This is a genomic window from Mesorhizobium sp. IMUNJ 23232 (assembly GCF_044326205.1).
Classification (GTDB): domain Bacteria; phylum Pseudomonadota; class Alphaproteobacteria; order Rhizobiales; family Rhizobiaceae; genus Kumtagia.
Genome location: NZ_JBIRCY010000039.1, coordinates 55130 through 71229, shown reverse-complemented (window position 1 = coordinate 71229; position 16100 = coordinate 55130). Strand labels below are relative to the sequence as shown.

General features: G+C 61.1%; 12 protein-coding genes. 6 read left to right on the top strand and 6 right to left on the bottom strand.

Annotated elements, in window-relative coordinates; all coding sequences use genetic code 11:
- Window positions 1–21: 21 nt before the first annotated feature.
- Entirely contained in the window at window positions 22–132 is a 111-nt protein-coding gene (locus ACH196_RS25015; RefSeq protein WP_396649642.1) for an integrase core domain-containing protein, read from the top strand.
- Between the two features lie 371 nt (window positions 133–503).
- On the opposite strand, the gene ACH196_RS25010 is transcribed toward ACH196_RS25015, so the two are convergent.
- The gene (locus tag ACH196_RS25010) at window positions 504–1757 is read right to left on the bottom strand and encodes a tyrosine-type recombinase/integrase (protein WP_396649640.1); all 1254 of its coding nucleotides are present in this window, start codon (window positions 1755–1757) and stop codon (window positions 504–506) included.
- A 770-nt stretch (window positions 1758–2527) separates the two neighbouring features.
- Between ACH196_RS25010 and ACH196_RS25005 the strand changes: the two genes are divergently transcribed.
- From ACH196_RS25005 to ACH196_RS24990, 4 genes are read left to right on the top strand one after another with little or no spacing between them, the layout of a single operon-like run.
- Window positions 2528–4078, top strand: a complete 1551-nt coding sequence (locus tag ACH196_RS25005; RefSeq protein ID WP_396649639.1) for an AbgT family transporter — start codon at window positions 2528–2530, stop codon at window positions 4076–4078.
- Between the two features lie 51 nt (window positions 4079–4129).
- The gene (locus ACH196_RS25000; RefSeq protein ID WP_396649638.1) at window positions 4130–5332 is read left to right on the top strand and encodes a M20/M25/M40 family metallo-hydrolase; all 1203 of its coding nucleotides are present in this window, start codon (window positions 4130–4132) and stop codon (window positions 5330–5332) included.
- 47 nt (window positions 5333–5379) lie between these two features.
- Entirely contained in the window at window positions 5380–7215 is a 1836-nt protein-coding gene (locus ACH196_RS24995) for an SLC13 family permease (RefSeq protein WP_396649637.1), read from the top strand.
- Window positions 7216–7221: 6 nt separating this feature from the next.
- On the top strand, window positions 7222–8268 hold the full coding sequence (locus ACH196_RS24990) for an AI-2E family transporter (protein ID WP_396649636.1): 1047 nt from the start codon (window positions 7222–7224) through the stop codon (window positions 8266–8268).
- On the opposite strand, the gene ACH196_RS24985 is transcribed toward ACH196_RS24990, so the two are convergent.
- From ACH196_RS24985 to ACH196_RS24970, 4 genes are all read right to left on the bottom strand, one after another.
- Window positions 8257–10002, bottom strand: a complete 1746-nt coding sequence (locus ACH196_RS24985; RefSeq protein ID WP_396649635.1) for a metallophosphoesterase family protein — start codon at window positions 10000–10002, stop codon at window positions 8257–8259. The genes ACH196_RS24990 and ACH196_RS24985 overlap by 12 nt on opposite strands.
- Window positions 10003–10182: 180 nt before the next feature.
- Complete coding sequence (locus ACH196_RS24980; protein ID WP_396649634.1) at window positions 10183–11133, bottom strand: hypothetical protein; 951 nt, start codon at window positions 11131–11133, stop codon at window positions 10183–10185.
- Window positions 11134–11341: 208 nt separating this feature from the next.
- Window positions 11342–11857 carry a DUF1269 domain-containing protein gene (locus ACH196_RS24975; RefSeq protein ID WP_396649633.1) on the bottom strand — a complete coding sequence of 172 codons (516 nt, stop codon included), beginning with the start codon at window positions 11855–11857 and terminating at the stop codon, window positions 11342–11344.
- A 239-nt stretch (window positions 11858–12096) separates the two neighbouring features.
- A complete protein-coding gene (locus tag ACH196_RS24970) occupies window positions 12097–13068 on the bottom strand; it encodes a helix-turn-helix transcriptional regulator (RefSeq protein ID WP_396649632.1) in 972 nt (323 codons plus the stop codon).
- A gap of 243 nt (window positions 13069–13311) precedes the next feature.
- Between ACH196_RS24970 and ACH196_RS24965 the strand changes: the two genes are divergently transcribed.
- Window positions 13312–14382, top strand: coding sequence for a helix-turn-helix domain-containing protein (locus ACH196_RS24965; protein ID WP_396649631.1), 1071 nt, complete (start codon window positions 13312–13314; stop codon window positions 14380–14382).
- A gap of 25 nt (window positions 14383–14407) precedes the next feature.
- Here ACH196_RS24965 and ACH196_RS24960 read toward each other — a convergent pair whose 3' ends face one another.
- Window positions 14408–16093: an alpha/beta hydrolase gene (locus ACH196_RS24960; protein ID WP_396649630.1), complete on the bottom strand. Its 1686-nt coding sequence runs from the start codon at window positions 16091–16093 to the stop codon at window positions 14408–14410.
- Window positions 16094–16100 lie beyond the last annotated feature (7 nt).

Sequence of the window (16100 nt, the reverse complement as noted above, 5' to 3'; positions counted from 1 at the left end):
TCCGCACAGCGAACCGCCGCAATGCCTGCATGGCTCGGCGATTACAACAACCGCAGACCTCACGCCGCCCTCGGCGGAAAACCACCCATAGCTAGATTGATCAAGGACAACGTCCTTGGAAATGACACCTAGCGCTTTCATCCGACGTTCAACATCGCGAACGTCCGTTATCCATGATTGCAACAAAGATTGCGAAACATCCGCTTCCGTTGCGACCGCGTGAACGGCTTGTTTCGCCGTTTGCCCGGCTGCAATCAATTCGTCATAGCGCGCAACGAAACGCCGTTGTTCGGTTTCGCGGTATTTGCTTGCGTTCTGTGGCCGTCCGGGTGGCTTGATTGACGGTCGCGCGGCAAGTTCGTTCACAAGGTCGGCGAGCAACTCGCGTTCGCCTGGCCCGATCGCCGCACCGTCGCGAAGCAAAGCGACAAGCTGTTCGGCATTGCCGTTCGCCGCGTTGTGAACTGCAACGCCAAAATTGCCGTCATGGGTATGTTTGGCGTTCATGACGTTGCGCCGATAAAGCCCGCCCAATCGGCCATCATGGCACGCCGTTTTTCAAACATGTCCGAACGTCGATAGGCTGCTTCCACTTTGTTGCCAACAGTGTGAGAGAGCGCCATTTCGGCCATTTCTTGCGGGTACTCGGAATGATCGCCGGCCCAATCTCGGAACGTCGATCGCAAGCCATGCGGAACGGCTGGACGCTTCGATTTGCCGTCAAGCCAGCCTTTGCCGCCCGCTTCAATGCTGCTTTCATGCATGCGTCGCATAACCGCCGATATGCTCATATCGGACAGCATGCCGCCACGCGCTGCGGCAAACACATACGGGCTATCGGTATCGGTCGCGTCTTCCTGTATTGCTTTGAGGATCGCGACGGCTGGCACTGTGAGCGGCACGCGGTGTTCGCGCTTAGCCTTCATTCTCGACGCCGGCACAGTCCACAGATTGGCGTCAAAATCAATTTCATCCCACTGCATGCCGCGCACTTCGCCCGATCGCGCCGCCGTAAGCGTCAAGAATTCCAGCGCGCGGGCCGATACGCCGTCGCGGTTGCGCAACGCTGCGAACCATGTAGCCGCGTCTTTCAATTGAATTGCCGGCTGGTTGTCCTTCGTCGCCACCTTCGTCGCTTGCGGCATGATCGCATCTAGGTTGCCTTTCCAGCGGGCGGGATTGGCGTCATTGCGAAAGCCCTTTGCGATGGCGTATCCGATCACAGCTTCGTATCGCTGGCGTACGCGAGTGGCCGTTTCCGTCTTTGTCAGCCAGATTGGTTTTAGCATGCGTTCGACATCGTGAACGTCGATATCTCCAACGATCCTGCTGCCTAGGACCGGCTTCGCATACGTGTCCAACGTCGATTTCCATTGCGCCTTGTGCTTTTCGTTGCGGAATTCGTCCAGTTTCGACGCGAGATATTGTTCCGTCGCCGCGTCGAACGTGATCCGCTGTCGCGCCTGTTGCCGTCTTAGGCGCTTGCGATAAATAGGATTGCCGCCGTCGCTGATTTCCTGCTTTGCCTTTCGGGCATGGTCGCGCGCCGCTTCAAGTGACGTTTCGGGATATGAGCCAAGCCCGATTTCGCACCGTCGCGGTTGCGGATCGTAAATGGTGGTGCGTAATAGCCACGATCGCGCGCCGGTTGGCGTGATTTGCAGCATGAGGCCGCTCACACCGCCGACCGCGTGAACGCCCGGTTCGGTAAGCCGTCTCACGGCCAACGCGTTTAGCTCTTTTGCGATCTTCGGCATCTGCAACCCATCATCCTACCCGCCAAAAATATTGGCATTGGAAGCGACAAATTGCAACGGAATGCTACAGCCAACGCCGACACTGGCATCAAGCCACTGAAATAGCTTACTTATTTATTCTTAATGCTATGGTGCGCTACAATGGCGATGGCGGTCACTCCCTCCGCCACTCGGCTCGCTCACGCCTCATCGCTCATCGTCGCCGAAATTCTCCACTCGCGGAATTCGGATACCAAGTACGTTCATGACATGAACAGGCGACGCTGGATTACATCGAGCGCCGCTTCTTCGTCCTCATGCTCGCTCCCGTCCATGACGGCGAGATGCTGACGAAGTCGCGCCTCGAACACCGACGAGCCCGGAGGCGTCTGTGTCTGGCAAGCCGTGTTCGGGCAGGTGCGGCAGAACGTGCCGGCGACTTACGGCAGCCTCCGCCTGTTATCGCCGGACCAGATCATGTGGCCCCGGATGGACCGGATATTCGATCCTGCCTCAGGGCGACCGCCATCGTTGTCGGGAACGGCCTACGCGTCGGCTCAAAGTCCGGTCAGCGCCAGTCGTCCCAATCTCGACTTTCATTCGCAAGGCAATCGCCGGGATGAGATCGTCAACAATGATTTCGGGACAGACGGCAAAGGCTTTGGATTCTGCGCTCATGACTCGCTGCGGCAGAGAGCTAAGCTCGAAATTCACGGGATCTCGGCATTGCTCGGGGGCGATCCCGGTGCCGTCGTCCGCTGCAGCCGGTCTCACCGGGAGGAAGGCTAGAAATGTCGACTGCGAATGCGGTGCCGAAAACCGTGATGCAAAGATTTCTCGACGGCGTCGAAAGGGTGGGGAACATGGTTCCCCATCCGGTCGTCATCTTCCTGATCCTCATTGCGATCGTTGTTGTTCTGTCGGCATTGCTGAGTGCTTTCGGCGCTGCGGTGAGCTTCGAGCGGATCAATGCGGATACACATGAGATCGAGACGGCGACCACGGAGATCCGCAGCCTGCTGAATATCGACGGCATACGCTTCATGTATGCGTCGCTCGTTCCCAACTTCATGAGTTTTACCGCGGTCGGACTGATGATAGCGGCGATGATCGGCGCTGGCGTGGCCGAGGAATCGGGCCTGGTCACCGCGCTGATCCGAAAGCTCGTCGCCGTGTCGCCACCGCAGGCCCTGACTTACATCCTTGCCTTCGTTGGCATTCTGGCCAGCGTCGCAGCCGATGCCGGCTATCTGGTTCTGATTCCCCTGGCCGGCATCGCCTACCTCGCGGTCGGACGCCACCCGCTTGCCGGACTTGCGCTGGGCTTCGCCTCGGTGGCAGGCGCCTTCACAGTCAACATGCTGATCAAGCCGCTCGATGCGGTCCTTGTCGAGTTCACCAACGACGCGGCCCATCTCGTCGATCCCAACAGATCCATCGGCCTGGCCTCGAATATGTGGTTCTCGATTGCGTCCGTACTGTTTCTGACGGTGGTCATCGCATTGATTTCCGACCGTATGATCGAACCGCGGCTCGGGAAGTACAAACCGGATCAGGCCGCCGGTGACGACGGATCGGATCAGCGCGCGGAACTGTCGGAGACGGAATCGCGCGGATTACGTTTCGCGTTGTTCGGCTTGATCGGGCTGATCGTTGTCTTCTGTCTTTTGACCTTGCCCACAGGAGCCCCGCTTCGAAACCCCGAGACCGGCGAGCTTGTCGGCAATTCGCCCTTCATGAATGGCCTGATAGCGCTGATCATGCTGGTATTCCTGGTGACAGGCTGGTCGTATGGTATCGGAGCAGGCACGCTGCGGAGCTTGACAGAAGTCATCGGCGCAATCGAAACGTCGATCAAAAATCTCGGCGGAACGATCTTTCTGTTCTTCGTCCTGAGCCAGTTTGTCGCCTATTTCACCTATACCAACATGGGCACGGTCATGGCGCTGAGCCTGTCCGGCGTCCTTCAATCCGCCAATATAGGCGTATTGCCATTGCTGCTTGGTTTTATCCTCGTCGTCGCGATCATCGATCTTCTTTTGACCGGGGCAATCGCCAAATGGGCAATCTTCGCGCCCGTCTTCGTGCCTTTGCTGATGAAACTCGGCGTCGACCCGGAAGCTGTTCTGGCGGCCTATCGTGTCGGCGACTCCCCGATGAACGCGATCACACCGCTCAACGCCTATTTTGCGCTCGTGGTCGGATTTGCCCAGAAATACGACAAATCCGCCGGCGTCGGCACGATTGTGTCGCTAATGCTCCCCTACGTCCTGTGGATCTTCGTCCTGTGGACGGCGCTCTTCGCGATCTGGCAGGCGTTTGGTCTCCCATGGGGGCTGTAGGGCCCCAGGCCGGCATGATGCAAAGCAGCACTCAAACCCCGGGTGGGTAAGATGAACAAGGTTTCGGTTCCCCTCGATGTCGCCAGCGCCGAAGAGCACCTGATGCGCTTCCTCTCGGTCGAAGGCGTGACCGGATACGAGGCCAATATCGCGGCTGCGGTCAGCGATGCACTGAAGGCTGCCGGCGTGCCGGCCTCGGCAATCCGCTTCGACGATGCCAACACACGCATTCCCCTGCCAACGCAGACCGGCAATCTCATCGTGGATCTGCCCGGAACCCGGACCGGGGCGCGGCTGCTTTTTTCCACGCACCTCGACACCGTGCCGCTCTGCGCAGGCGCCAAGCCTCGGCGGGAAGGCGATCGTATCGTCTCCGACGGAACGACCGCGCTCGGCGGCGATGCGAGAACCGGCGTCGCGCTTCTCGTCGTGCTGGCCGAAACACTCATCAAGCACAAGCTGCCGCACCCGCCGATCACCTTGCTGTTCACGGTACGCGAGGAAAGCGGGCTGCATGGCGCCCGCGAATTGGACCCCGGCGATCTCGGCGGTCCGGTCATGTGCGTCAATGTCGACGGGCAACTCGCTTCCGACCTGATCATCGGTGCCGTCGGGCAGGAGAACTGGGAAGTCGAGATTGTGGGCCGTGCCTCCCATGCCGGCGTGGCGCCGGAAAAAGGCATATCGGCAACCCTGGTCGGAGCCATTGCCCTGGTCGAGGCGAAGGACACGGGCTGGTTCGGCAAAGTCGTCAAGCCCGACGGGCGCGGAACGAGCAATGTCGGGATTTTCGGCGGAAAGGATGGAAAGCCGGCAGGCGATGCAACCAATGTCGTGACCGACTACGCCTTCATCAAGGGCGAGGCGCGCAGCCCCGACGCATCCTTCGCGACAAGAATTGCGAAGGGATACGGCGATGCCTTCGCGAAAGCGAAGGGACAGGTCAAGGACCATGAGGGCCACACGGCGGAAGTGACGTTCAGCCACCAGACTGCCTACCCACCTTTCAAGCTCGAAGAGGACAGCCCGGCCGTGAAGCGCGCCATCAAGGCGCTGAAGATGCTGGGCATCGAGGCCAACTGTCTCTTTTCCAATGGCGGGCTGGATGCAAACTGGCTCGACAAACACGGCATCCCCACCATCACCATCGGCGCGGGCCAGGCAGAGATCCATACGCTCAAGGAATACGTGAACCTTCACGAATATGAGAAAGGCTGCCGCCTCGGCATACTTTTGGCGACGCTGGAAGAGTAGCAGTCATGCCGCGGCGCGGCTGCAAGGCCGGGTGAGGAACCAAGCGATTGAGCCCAATAGCTTACACGGCCACCATCATCGCGGTCGTCGTTGTCCTTTTCGTCTGGAACAAGCTGCCTGTCGTCGTCGTCGCAATGGCGACTGCGATGGCGCTGTGGGCAACCGGCGTGCTGACGATCGATCAGGCCCTGGGAGGCTTCGGCGATCCGGCGGTGATCTTCATCGCCTCTCTTTTCATCGTCAGTGCAGGGCTGGACGTGACGGGCGTCACCGCATGGGCCGGGCAGCTTCTGATCCGTGGTGCGGGCGAAGAGAGCCGCACGCGCCTGCTTCTGCTGACGATGAGCATGGTCGCGCTGCTGACGGCACTGATCAGCGTCAACGGCGCCGTTGCCGCACTCTTGCCGGTCGTGGTCGTCATTGCAGTGCGCCTGAAGCGAAGTTCGGCGCAGTTGCTGATGCCGCTCGTTTTTTCCGCGCATGCCGGCTCGAAGCTGGCACTGACCGGGTCGCCGGTAAACGTCCTGGCCTCGAACGCGGCAAGCGACGCCGGAGTGGGCGGTTTCGGCTTCTTCGAATTCGCGCTGGTCGGCCTGCCGCTGCTGGCGGGAACGATGGCGATCATCATATTGTTCGGAAAGCGGCTGCTGCCCGAACGCAACGGCGCGACGATGCCGGCCGACTTCAGCCGCCATGCGAAGACGCTCGTCGAGCAATACGGCCTTGCCAGCGGCGTCTACCAGATGCGCGTGCGGGCAAGTTCGCCGGTCATCGGGATGTCCGCGTCTGCGATCGAGTTGGCAGCCTACCCCGAACTGCAACTCGTTGCCGTTCAGGAAGGTGAAACGGCCAGTCCGCTGCGCAGGCCTGTCATTGCCGAGGGCGATCATGTGCTGCTGCGAGGCGACGCCCAGTCGGCTGCCGCATTCGCCGCCGACAAGCACCTCGCATTCAGTGAGTCGGCGGCGCCAGGGCAGGGGGAGGAGACGCTGTTCAATCGCAGTTCGGGCCTCGCCGAGGTGGTGATCCCGCCGCGCTCCGGCCTTATCGGCCAGAACGTCTTCCCCGGCATGGTCACCGAGAGTGGCGACCTGATCATCCTTGCAGTGCAGCGGGCGGGAGCGGAGGTTGCCGCCACCAACGCTACACGTGATGCTGGAGGGATCGTGTTGCAGGCGGGCGATACGATGCTGCTTCAGGGAACATGGAAAGCGCTCGATCACCGGCTCAAGGATCCGGATGTCCTGGTCGTCAATTCACCCGAGCTGGTGCGTCGACAGGCTGTTCCGATGGGGCCGGGCGCTCGCCAGGCCGTTGTCATTCTGGCCGCGATGGTCGTGCTCCTTGCAACCGGCATCATGCCGCCGGCGGTGGCCGGCCTGCTTGCGGCCGGGGCCATCGTCCTGTCGGGGATCATGAGCGTCGAGCAGTCATACCGGGCTATCGATTGGACGACAGTGATCCTTGTCGGCGCGATGATGCCGCTGTCCACCGCCATGGTCGAGACAGGGGCGGCGAAACTGATGGCGGAGTATCTGGTGTCGGTCGTCGGCGATGCCGGCCCTATCGCCTTGCTTGCCGGCTTGTTCGTGCTGACTGCCATAATGGGCCAGCTCATCAGCAACACCGCGACCGCGCTGATCGTCATTCCGATTGGGGTGGCTGCCGCGGCAACCATGGGCATTTCGCCCCGTCCGGTGCTCATGAGCACGGCCGTGGCGGCGGCCGCGGCGTTCCTGACACCGATTGCAACCCCCACGAACCTCATGGTCATGGGTCCGGGCGGCTACGCTTTCGGTGACTACTGGAAGCTCGGCCTGCCGCTATTGCTCTGGTTCTTTGTCGTGGCTGTGTTCATAGTGCCGATGATCTGGAGATTCTGAATTGCCATGAATGCCCGCTGGGTTCCGGTACTGCTGGGCATCATCTGCGCAATTCTCCTGCTGGCTGCGCTCTATTTCGCGGACGCGATCATAGCGCCCGTTGCCTGTGCGCTTTTCATCATCGCGGTCGTCTGGCCGCTGCAGAAGTGGCTGCAAACGCGGCTGCCCCAGCTTCTGGCGCTCGCCATTGTCGTGGCACTGGTCGTGCTGGTCTTCATCGTGTTCGCCTCCGTCGTGGCCTGGGGCTTCGGCCGGATCGGCCGGTCGCTCATCGCGGAGACGCCGCGGCTCCAGATGCTCTACGAACAGGCGACCGCCTGGCTGGAGACGCATGGGATCGCGGTCGCCGGCCTGTGGGCCGAGCATTTCAACATGCGCTGGGTCGTGGGAGCGATGCAGGGTGTTTCGGCCCGGCTGAATACGATGATCTCGTTCTGGATCGTGGTGCTGATCTATGTGCTGCTCGGCCTGCTCGAGGTTGGCCCGCTGGCGCGTAAAATTCCCGGTATCGTCAGCAGCGAAGCGGCGCGCATCCTGGTCGTGGGCGGCGAACAAACCGCGGCCAAGTTGCGCCGCTATCTGATGATCAGGACGATCATGAGCATCGCAACGGGCGGCATGGTCTACCTGTTTGCCCTGGCGCTCGGCCTGCAGCTTGCGACGGAGTGGGGCGTCATCGCCTTCACCTTGAATTTCATACCCTTCGTCGGTCCGTTCATCGCAACATTGCTGCCGACCTTCTACGCGCTGGCGCAGTTCGAATCCCTGTATTCCGCACTGTTCGTCTTTGCCTGCCTCAATCTCATCCAGTTTGCAATCGGCAGCTATGTCGAGCCGCGCGTGGCGGGAAACGCGCTGGCGATGTCGCCCTTTCTCGTCCTGTTTTCCGTCTTCCTGTGGATGTTTCTCTGGGGCTTGTTCGGCGCCTTCATCGGCGTCCCGATCGCAATCGCCATACTGACCTTCTGCGCCCAATCTGCCTCGACCCAATGGCTTGCCCGGCTGTTGGGCGCGCCGGAGAACAACGCGACCGACGGCCCGTTAGTCGCGTAACGAGGCGCCGGGAACGCCGACGCGCTCCGGCGGCAGCAGCGTCAACGCCCGGTTCTCGTCCAGGCCGAGCATGTGGATGTGAAAGCAGGTTGTATCCTCGCCGGTGCTTTCCATTACCGGCGAGGGCGCCGAAATGATCCGCAGCGCGCCGCAATGTCCTATCCAGTCTATGTGCCTGTGACCGTGCATCACGACGATACGGGAACCCAACCCCGCCAACTGCCTGACGAACCACGACCCGTTGATCAGCGCGGTTCCGATCCTCTCCGAGAATGCGTTGGCAAGCCCCGGATATTCGACAAGATGGTGATGCAGCGCCAGGATCCAGTTCGCATCGGGAAACTGCCGCACCGCAAGCTTGAGACTTTTCCATTGCTCCGACGGGATCAGGCCCAGGGCGTTGGTGAAGGAAAAATGCGTTTGCGCCGTTGAGTTCAGCAGGATGACGCCGAGGCCATCCGCCTCGTCCGGCGGCAGGATCATCGGGAACGCCTTCGTCCAGACCTCGGAGAGCTTTCTCGCCACCAACATGCCGCCAGTGTCGGCGAAGCTTGCGATACTTTCGCGATGGCGGGAGAGGAAATGGTCGAGGGTCTCGCCCAGACGCGAACTCTCCTCATCGACAATCCGAACCCTGGCCGCCTGTACGGCCGCGATGCCGGAGAGGGCTCGCATCTCGCGCAGGCGGCGACCCGGACTGATCGGCAGCTCGAGCCTCGCCGGGTTTGCGCGATCCACGACGTTGATGTCGTGGTTGCCCGGCAGGAGGAGTGTCCGTTCAGCCAGCGCCGGGTAGGCCGACAGCGCCGAAAGAAACTCCGCCCACTCCGCCGAACGTCCGGCGTCGGTGATGTCGCCGGTGATCAGGATATGGTCGAGCGGCAGTTCGGCATGGATCGCGGCTAGCTTTGTCAGAATCGCGCCCAGCCGCTCATTGCCGCGCGGGCCGGAGCGGCCGCTCTCGATGCGGAAGCCATAACGCTCTCCGACGGTATGGATATCGGACAGGTGCGCGACGCGCCATTTTCGCATCATTGGCGTGGATTTGCCGAACCCGGAGAAGTCCTGGGGCTGATCCATTCTGGCGTCCGCGATGCCCCAGACCAGCGCCGCCCCGGCGCAATAGCCGCACAGGATGACCATTGCGTTCGCCAGCATCGGAACGACGAGACCAAGCGGCGCCATGAGGTCTGCAACCTTGCCGTTCCATCGAGACGAGGGCCAGATGAGCCAGATCACCACGAGTGCGAGAGTGGCCAGAATTGCCCCGGCCCCAACGGCGCTGGCCGCCCGCAGCCGCGCTCTGCCCGTCGCATCAAGCCGGCTTTGGAATGTTGACTCCAACAGGTGCCGCACGCCCTCGCGAAACAGGGCATAGGCGGGTTGCACGGCAACCGAGTTCAGCGACCAGAAGCCCATCTCGGCGGTGCGGCGCAGCGAGCGGCCGCCGAACAGGCCGAGGCCGGCAACCGCCAGAACCACAATGAACGGCCAAAGGCCGCCATAGGAACCGGAGAGGCGATGTGAGAAAGCGGCGAGCCAGGCAGTGGCAACAAGCGGCGTCAGACCCAGCAGCAAGGCAGGCATCGCCAGCAGAACCGCCCACGCCGCCACCAGCTTCGGCAGGCTCACTTCCGCCAGCAGGCTGCCGGCGAGGGAAACGAACGAACGACGCTTGGTACTGGAGGCATCCGCTTCGATGTCGCCGAGCCGAGGATCGATCAGCGGGGCCATCGAATACCGCCCATCTTGCGTGTCGCCGTTTGTGGGAAGCATGATACTAAGCAGGTTTGACCGGCTTCGCCAACGGACGAGCACCGGTATTTTTGGACAGCACGGATTGCCACCAAGCCGCGGAAAAATCCGCGCTGGCCGATAATCCCTGGTTTTTCGCCCTCGGCAAAAGCCATGTCGTCATGACGTGTCGGGACACATCGGGTTCAGCGCGTCCAAGGCCAGCGCGTGGGCATACGCCAGAATCTCGTCGACCTCGCGGATTCCGCGGGAGTGCGTCGCGGTGGGGTTGTAGGGCGACAGCCGGCCGCCGGGCGGCCGGCCCGGCCACAGCGGCCGTGTCCGCTGGAACCGGACCGTGCCGCGCGCCGTCCTGCCGCGCACGACCACGGTGCTGCCGATTTGCCTCATTTCCGCAACTGCCGCGTCGCAGCGCGCCTTCCAGCGGGCGAAGCGTCTTGCCTGTTTTGGCAGGTCGTCGAGGGCGGCGCCCAGCGCGGCGAGCCGCAAGCCGAGCCGCGCCGCATCGATCGGGTCGTCGGGCGATGGCGGGAGCGGCAGCGGAGCCGGCTCGCTGAAGCCCGGAACCCAGATGCGCGGCACGCCGCGCGCCGGCACATGGCGCCGTCGGACGCGGAACGGATATTTGGGCGGATCGAACAGCGGCAGGCTGATTGCGCGCGGCCTTGCGGCACGCCGTTCGGCGGCTTTCCGCTCGGCTTCGTAGCGGGCAAAGTCCTCTTTCGACAAATTGACGGCGAGGCCGAGGCGACGCATGGCGGCCACCGTGTCGGAAATTTTTGGCTTGGGTTTTCGCGGGCGCACCGGCGGCAGGTTGACCACGATGCCGCGCGCCGCTGCGATGATCAGCCGCCGGGCGGCGGATTCGGCCGGACGCAAGAGCCGCAAGATGGCGCGGTAGAGATGGCGGGGAAGCGTAAGTGCCGGGCTAAGTGCCGGGGACAGTTTACTTTTTTCCGCCAGCGCCTCGTTCTGAACCTCCGCGCCTTTCTGCGGAAAGAAAGTAAACTGTCCCCCAGCGCCAAACCCCATCTCGACCATGCCGACGAGCATTGCCAGGATGCGCTTCAGCGCCTCCACATTTCGCTCGATTGCCGCATTCCCGTCCATCGCCGCCTACCTCCAGACAAGGCCGGCGTCATTATAGCATCGATCGGCGAATATGTAAATAAACCTAGGAAAATAATCCCTAAATGCGCTGCCGGTAATGCGGCGGACGCACCCGCAAAGCATCTCGATGGCAACGGCCATAAAGGCTTCAGTCGGGGACGTCCGCCGGTCTTCGTGGAATCCGGACGGTCAGGCCGGCGACGCCGCGCTATGCCGGCGTCGTCGAATCGGCGGCTGCCGAGTGTTTCTGGAGAGCATCGCGCAAGACCTGCTCCTTGGTCTCGTCGAGCGAGGTCTTGAGAACGACGCCGCCAAAACCTTCGATCTGCTTCAGAACCTTGCCTTCGGTCATCTCCTGGATGAGCAGGAAGAGCGCGGCATTGCCTGGCGATATGCTGGCGGACAGGTCCTTCATGAAGGCGTCGTTTATGCCGACATCGGTCAACGCGCCTCCAAGCGCGCCCGAAGCCGCGCCCACCGCCACGCCGATAAGGGGATTGAGAAATAGGACCCCGATCAGCAATCCCCAGAAGCTGCCGGAGACCGCGCCGGTGGCCGTGGTATTCATGAGCTGGTTCAGCTTTATTTTCCCGGCTTCGGTTTTGGTGGCAATGACAGCATCGCCAAGCGTGATCACATATTCTTTCTGCAATCCGAGAAGAGTCTGACGGACTTCTTCCGCCTTCGCTTCGGTGGGGTAAACAATCACGATGAGAGTTGACATGGGGGCTCCTGCCGAGGGCTGCGCGAGGTTACCTGCATTTTAGGGCGTCGAGCGGTTGAAGAAATGAGCCGGGAATCCTGTTGATGTGCCCTATGTCTCTTTTTTATCCGCGGCATCGGGATTTCGATCTACGAGCCTCAATCCCATTTGCCATCCTGCCGACAATGGAGGACTGGCGTCATCAAAGATATCACTGGCCCCCACCATCGGGTGCGAGCGGTGGAATGTGATCGGGTTGATCAGAGCTCCGGTTCGCTGGAAAGGGACGGACCGTAGCCGTAATGCGCCTGGTAAGCCCGCGAGAAACTCGAATACCCTTCATAGCCGACGCGTCGCGCCACTTCGCTGATCGAGAGTCCGCCGTTACGGAGCAGGTTTTGCGCCTGCTCCATTCGGATCATCATTCCGTAGGAATGCGGCGTGGTGCCGAAAATCTCCCGAAAGCCATCGGTCAGATCGTTCCGGTTCAATCCGACCCGGAACGCCAGTTGCTCTATCGTCGGCGGCCTGAACATCTCGCGCCTGTAGATCGCGGCCGCGGCCTCGATCGCCTGAGACTTGCCATCAGTTGACTGAACCCGGCACGGTCTGTGCGCGGAAAGCATGTTTATCCGCGAAACGATTTCGCAAATCAGCTCGATGGTTTTGGCTTTGATGTACAGCGTCTTGAGCGGCTCGGCGAGTTCGCAGGAGATCAACTGATCGGCGATGGAAATGGCGGAAGGCGACGTCGGCAGTTTGAGCGTCTCGGCCATCCCGGTTTCGCTCAGGAAGATTGGCCGGTAGGCGGCGGGAACGCAGTCGACATTCAACCCGAGATGGTCGAGCATATATTGTCGTTCGCATGCGATCAGCACGCCGCGCAACGTCATTCCGGCTTCAGTCTCGGAGGTTGCGCGCGGCATGTTCGAGATCTGGATCGAGGCAGAATTCACGAGATCTGCACGATTGTTCAGCCAGCGGCTGTAGGTTCCCTTGATGATGATCTGGATGCAGACGAGTCCTCGCCTTGCCATGTCCAGGCTGTAGGGCCGCCCGGCTTCGAAATTCAGCACGTGAAGGAGAATGGAGTCGTCGATGCGGCGATAGCCATGTTCTTTCGTTCGAAAGATGGTCTCCGTCGGGCCAAGCGCTTCACTGCTCCGGACAAAATTCTTCCTCAGAAGTTCGCGTTGCACTTCGCGCAGGTCGAGCGTCAACAGTTTGTGCATTCACCAGCGCCCAAAGAACAATGTCCCGTCCGCTCCGAGCATTGTCCGATCGCCGCCCAAGCCTGGCTGGCACCGGCAGGAAGTACCTGAGCGAGACCGGAACATATCGCAATTTAGCATCCGATATGTCAATTTTTCACGGGGCGGTTTACACCCTAGCGCACAAGGATAAAATAGTTGTCGGATACGGGGGTATGGGGAGTTAGAGTTCACTGAGCCGATTGTTAATATGGAGTATTCCTCATGTATCAGGAATCTGCCCTACAGTCGCATGATGAGCACAAAAGACAAAACTCTCAACTTAGGCAAGTCGTCGATTTTACAACGCTCGCCTTTCCCGCCGTCGATCAGTTCGAAGCCTTCCAGTCCGCCTTTGATGGGGTGATGGAAACATCTGCTGTCGAAGGCAGTTTTGACTTTTTTCCCGCAAGTCAAATGGTCTGGGACTTGGACAAACTTGTATTCACGCGGACCAAGCTTCCCGGCAAAGGATATTCCCACCGCCGCAAGCACCTGAACAAGCGCGCACTCGACCACTGGTATATCAATTTGCCGTTTCGTTCCTCTGCGCTTGACGGTGCGTATGCCACGACCAACGCCATACCGGAGTTGCATTGCCTGGCCACTTCGCTGGAGGCCGAAATCGACGACGACGGCATGCTTATGCTGTTCATTCCTCACGATCTGTTCACCTCGACCATCATGCTCGACCGGATGTTGGACGTCCGGTTCGAGGGTGGTTTGGGAAGGCTGCTCGCCGAGTATCTGTTCCTGCTGGATCACTCGCTTTCGCAGTTGCAGACAGACGAGATACCCCATGTCGTCGAGGCTACCCGCAGCGTCGTCGCCGCATGTCTTGCTCCGACGCGAGATCGGCTGGCGGAGGTGCAGGGTCCGATCGACGCAACCCTGCTGGGACGTGCGCGGCGGCTGATCGATGGCAAACTCGCCCGTCCCGACCTTACGTCGGATATGCTGTGCGCCGAACTCGGCGTGTCGCGTTCCCGCCTCTACAGGCTGTTTGAACCTCTCGGCGGAATCGCGTCGTACATCCGCAGGCAAAGGCTGCTCCGCATACGCGCCGCGCTGTCCGACAGTATGGACGGACGATCCATATCCCGGATAGCCGGAGAGTGGGGGTTCGTCGACGCATCGGTGTTCAGTCGATCCTTCAGGCACGAATTTGGCATCTCGCCGAAAGAGGCGAGGAACATCGGATGGGCAAGCGATGGCTTTGCCATCGGTCGAAAAAGCTCCGATCGACCCGAAAGCCCGCAAACGCTCGGCCAGGTGCTTCGTATGCTGAGCGCCTAGCTTCGCCTTGACGCGCAGGCGCCGTCTATCCGCTGCTTGCAGGTATCGGACCACGCTCCCTGAAAAGAGCTTTCAACCGCGCGATGTCGTCGGCTGTGATGTTTGGTGGATCGGTCACGGCCACCCATGCGTCGATATAGTGCTGCGGGGCGAAGACATGGCCGTACCCCATGGGGGAAGTCGTGGCGATCGCCATGTCGACGACAAGCTGCAGCATCGTGATGAGGGGATACCAGCGCACCTGCTCCGATACATCGGGACCGCGCGGCCCCTTCATCCAATCCGGCTCCCGGTAGAGTGTGGCGGCATCGAAGAAGGTTATCGGATCGCTGGCATATTGCAGGTACACGATCCGGATCGGCCCCCATGACGCGTCGGGTATGTCGAGGGCATTGTTCTGATTGGTGAACCGGAAGATCGAACTGTCGCGGAAGCGAGGGAGCCATTCGGGCGATCCGGGATTTCGGCCATCGGTGACGGACCTCCAGGTGCGGCTCGGAAAGGGCGGCCCGCTCCATAGGGCGCCCTGAAAAGGGTCGGCGACAATGTCGTAGAGGCTTGCCGAGAGTTCCGAATTCATCGCGCCGAGGCTCAGGCCATGAAGGTACAGTTTCGGGCGACTGTCGCGCGGCAGCGACGACCAGTAGGCGTAGACCTCCCGGAAAAGGGCCTTGCCGGCCTCGGCGCCATAATCCGGTTCGACCAGAAGGGAAAGCCAACTGGCGAGGTAAGAGTATTGCATCGCGACGCTGGCGACATCGCCTTTGTGGAGGTATTCGACCGTGTCCAGCGCGCCCGGATCGATCATGCCGGTGCCGGTCGGGACGACGACGATCAGGATCGATCTGTCGAACGCCCCGGTCCGCTTAAGCTCCTGCAATGCCAGATTCGCGCGTTCCTCGGCCATTTCGGCCGAGTTCATTCCGACATAGACGCGGATAGGGTCCATCCCTCCTTCGCGGAAGAACGCCCCGATCTCCACCCCCGTAGGGCCGGAACTGACGAACCTGCGGCCCTGTCTTCCCAGATCGTCCCACGACAGGAGAGAGGCCTCGCTTCCGGTCTTGTAGGAGGCCTCCGGCTTCAAGAGGCCGTCTTCGATGCGGGCGTCGAGTTCCTGGAACGACGAGTCCAGGATCCTGAGTGCGAAGCGGACGACGAGTCCCTGCGCGACCGACCAGAACAAGGCAATCGCCAGCAGGCCGCCCACCACAAGAGAGACCCGCTTCGGGACAAAGCGGCCAAGCCAGTTGGAAAACAGCAGGAAGGTGTATTTGAAAAGGAATGCAAGGATCATGAGAACGGCAAAGACGAGACAGGCAATCGCGCCGATCTTGAAGGGATTTGCCGTATCCAGAGGCGGGAGTTCCATCAGTGTGCGGATCGAATTCTGCCAGCCGGAAGTCTTCCAGAGGAAGATGACGGCAATGGCGATACACGCGCCGACAATGGCGATACGCGCCGCCTTCAGGACCCGCCCCCGTAACTGCGGCAATTCGAGATAGGTCCACAGCCAATAGGCGAGTGCGCCGATGCCATATCCGAGCGCCGCCGAGATCCCGGAGAGCACGCCCTGGATGAGATAAGATCGCGGTATCAGGCTCGGTGTCAGCGAAGCCGCGAAGGACAGCGTCCCAACCAGCACGCCGACGGCGAGGAACGAACTCCCGAGCCTCGCCAAGATCGGATGTAATCCCGTGGCTCCAAGCATTCCCTGC

Coding starts and splice junctions, on each gene's coding strand:
- ACH196_RS25015 (WP_396649642.1), top strand. CDS start 22: ATGCCTGCATGGCTCGGCGATTACAACAACCGCAGACCTCACGCCGCC.
- ACH196_RS25010 (WP_396649640.1), bottom strand. CDS start 1,757: ATGCCGAAGATCGCAAAAGAGCTAAACGCGTTGGCCGTGAGACGGCTT.
- ACH196_RS25005 (WP_396649639.1), top strand. CDS start 2,528: ATGTCGACTGCGAATGCGGTGCCGAAAACCGTGATGCAAAGATTTCTC.
- ACH196_RS25000 (WP_396649638.1), top strand. CDS start 4,130: ATGAACAAGGTTTCGGTTCCCCTCGATGTCGCCAGCGCCGAAGAGCAC.
- ACH196_RS24990 (WP_396649636.1), top strand. CDS start 7,222: ATGAATGCCCGCTGGGTTCCGGTACTGCTGGGCATCATCTGCGCAATT.
- ACH196_RS24985 (WP_396649635.1), bottom strand. CDS start 10,002: ATGGCCCCGCTGATCGATCCTCGGCTCGGCGACATCGAAGCGGATGCC.
- ACH196_RS24980 (WP_396649634.1), bottom strand. CDS start 11,133: ATGGACGGGAATGCGGCAATCGAGCGAAATGTGGAGGCGCTGAAGCGC.
- ACH196_RS24975 (WP_396649633.1), bottom strand. CDS start 11,857: ATGTCAACTCTCATCGTGATTGTTTACCCCACCGAAGCGAAGGCGGAA.
- ACH196_RS24970 (WP_396649632.1), bottom strand. CDS start 13,068: ATGCACAAACTGTTGACGCTCGACCTGCGCGAAGTGCAACGCGAACTT.
- ACH196_RS24965 (WP_396649631.1), top strand. CDS start 13,312: ATGTATCAGGAATCTGCCCTACAGTCGCATGATGAGCACAAAAGACAA.
- ACH196_RS24960 (WP_396649630.1), bottom strand. CDS start 16,093: ATGCTTGGAGCCACGGGATTACATCCGATCTTGGCGAGGCTCGGGAGT.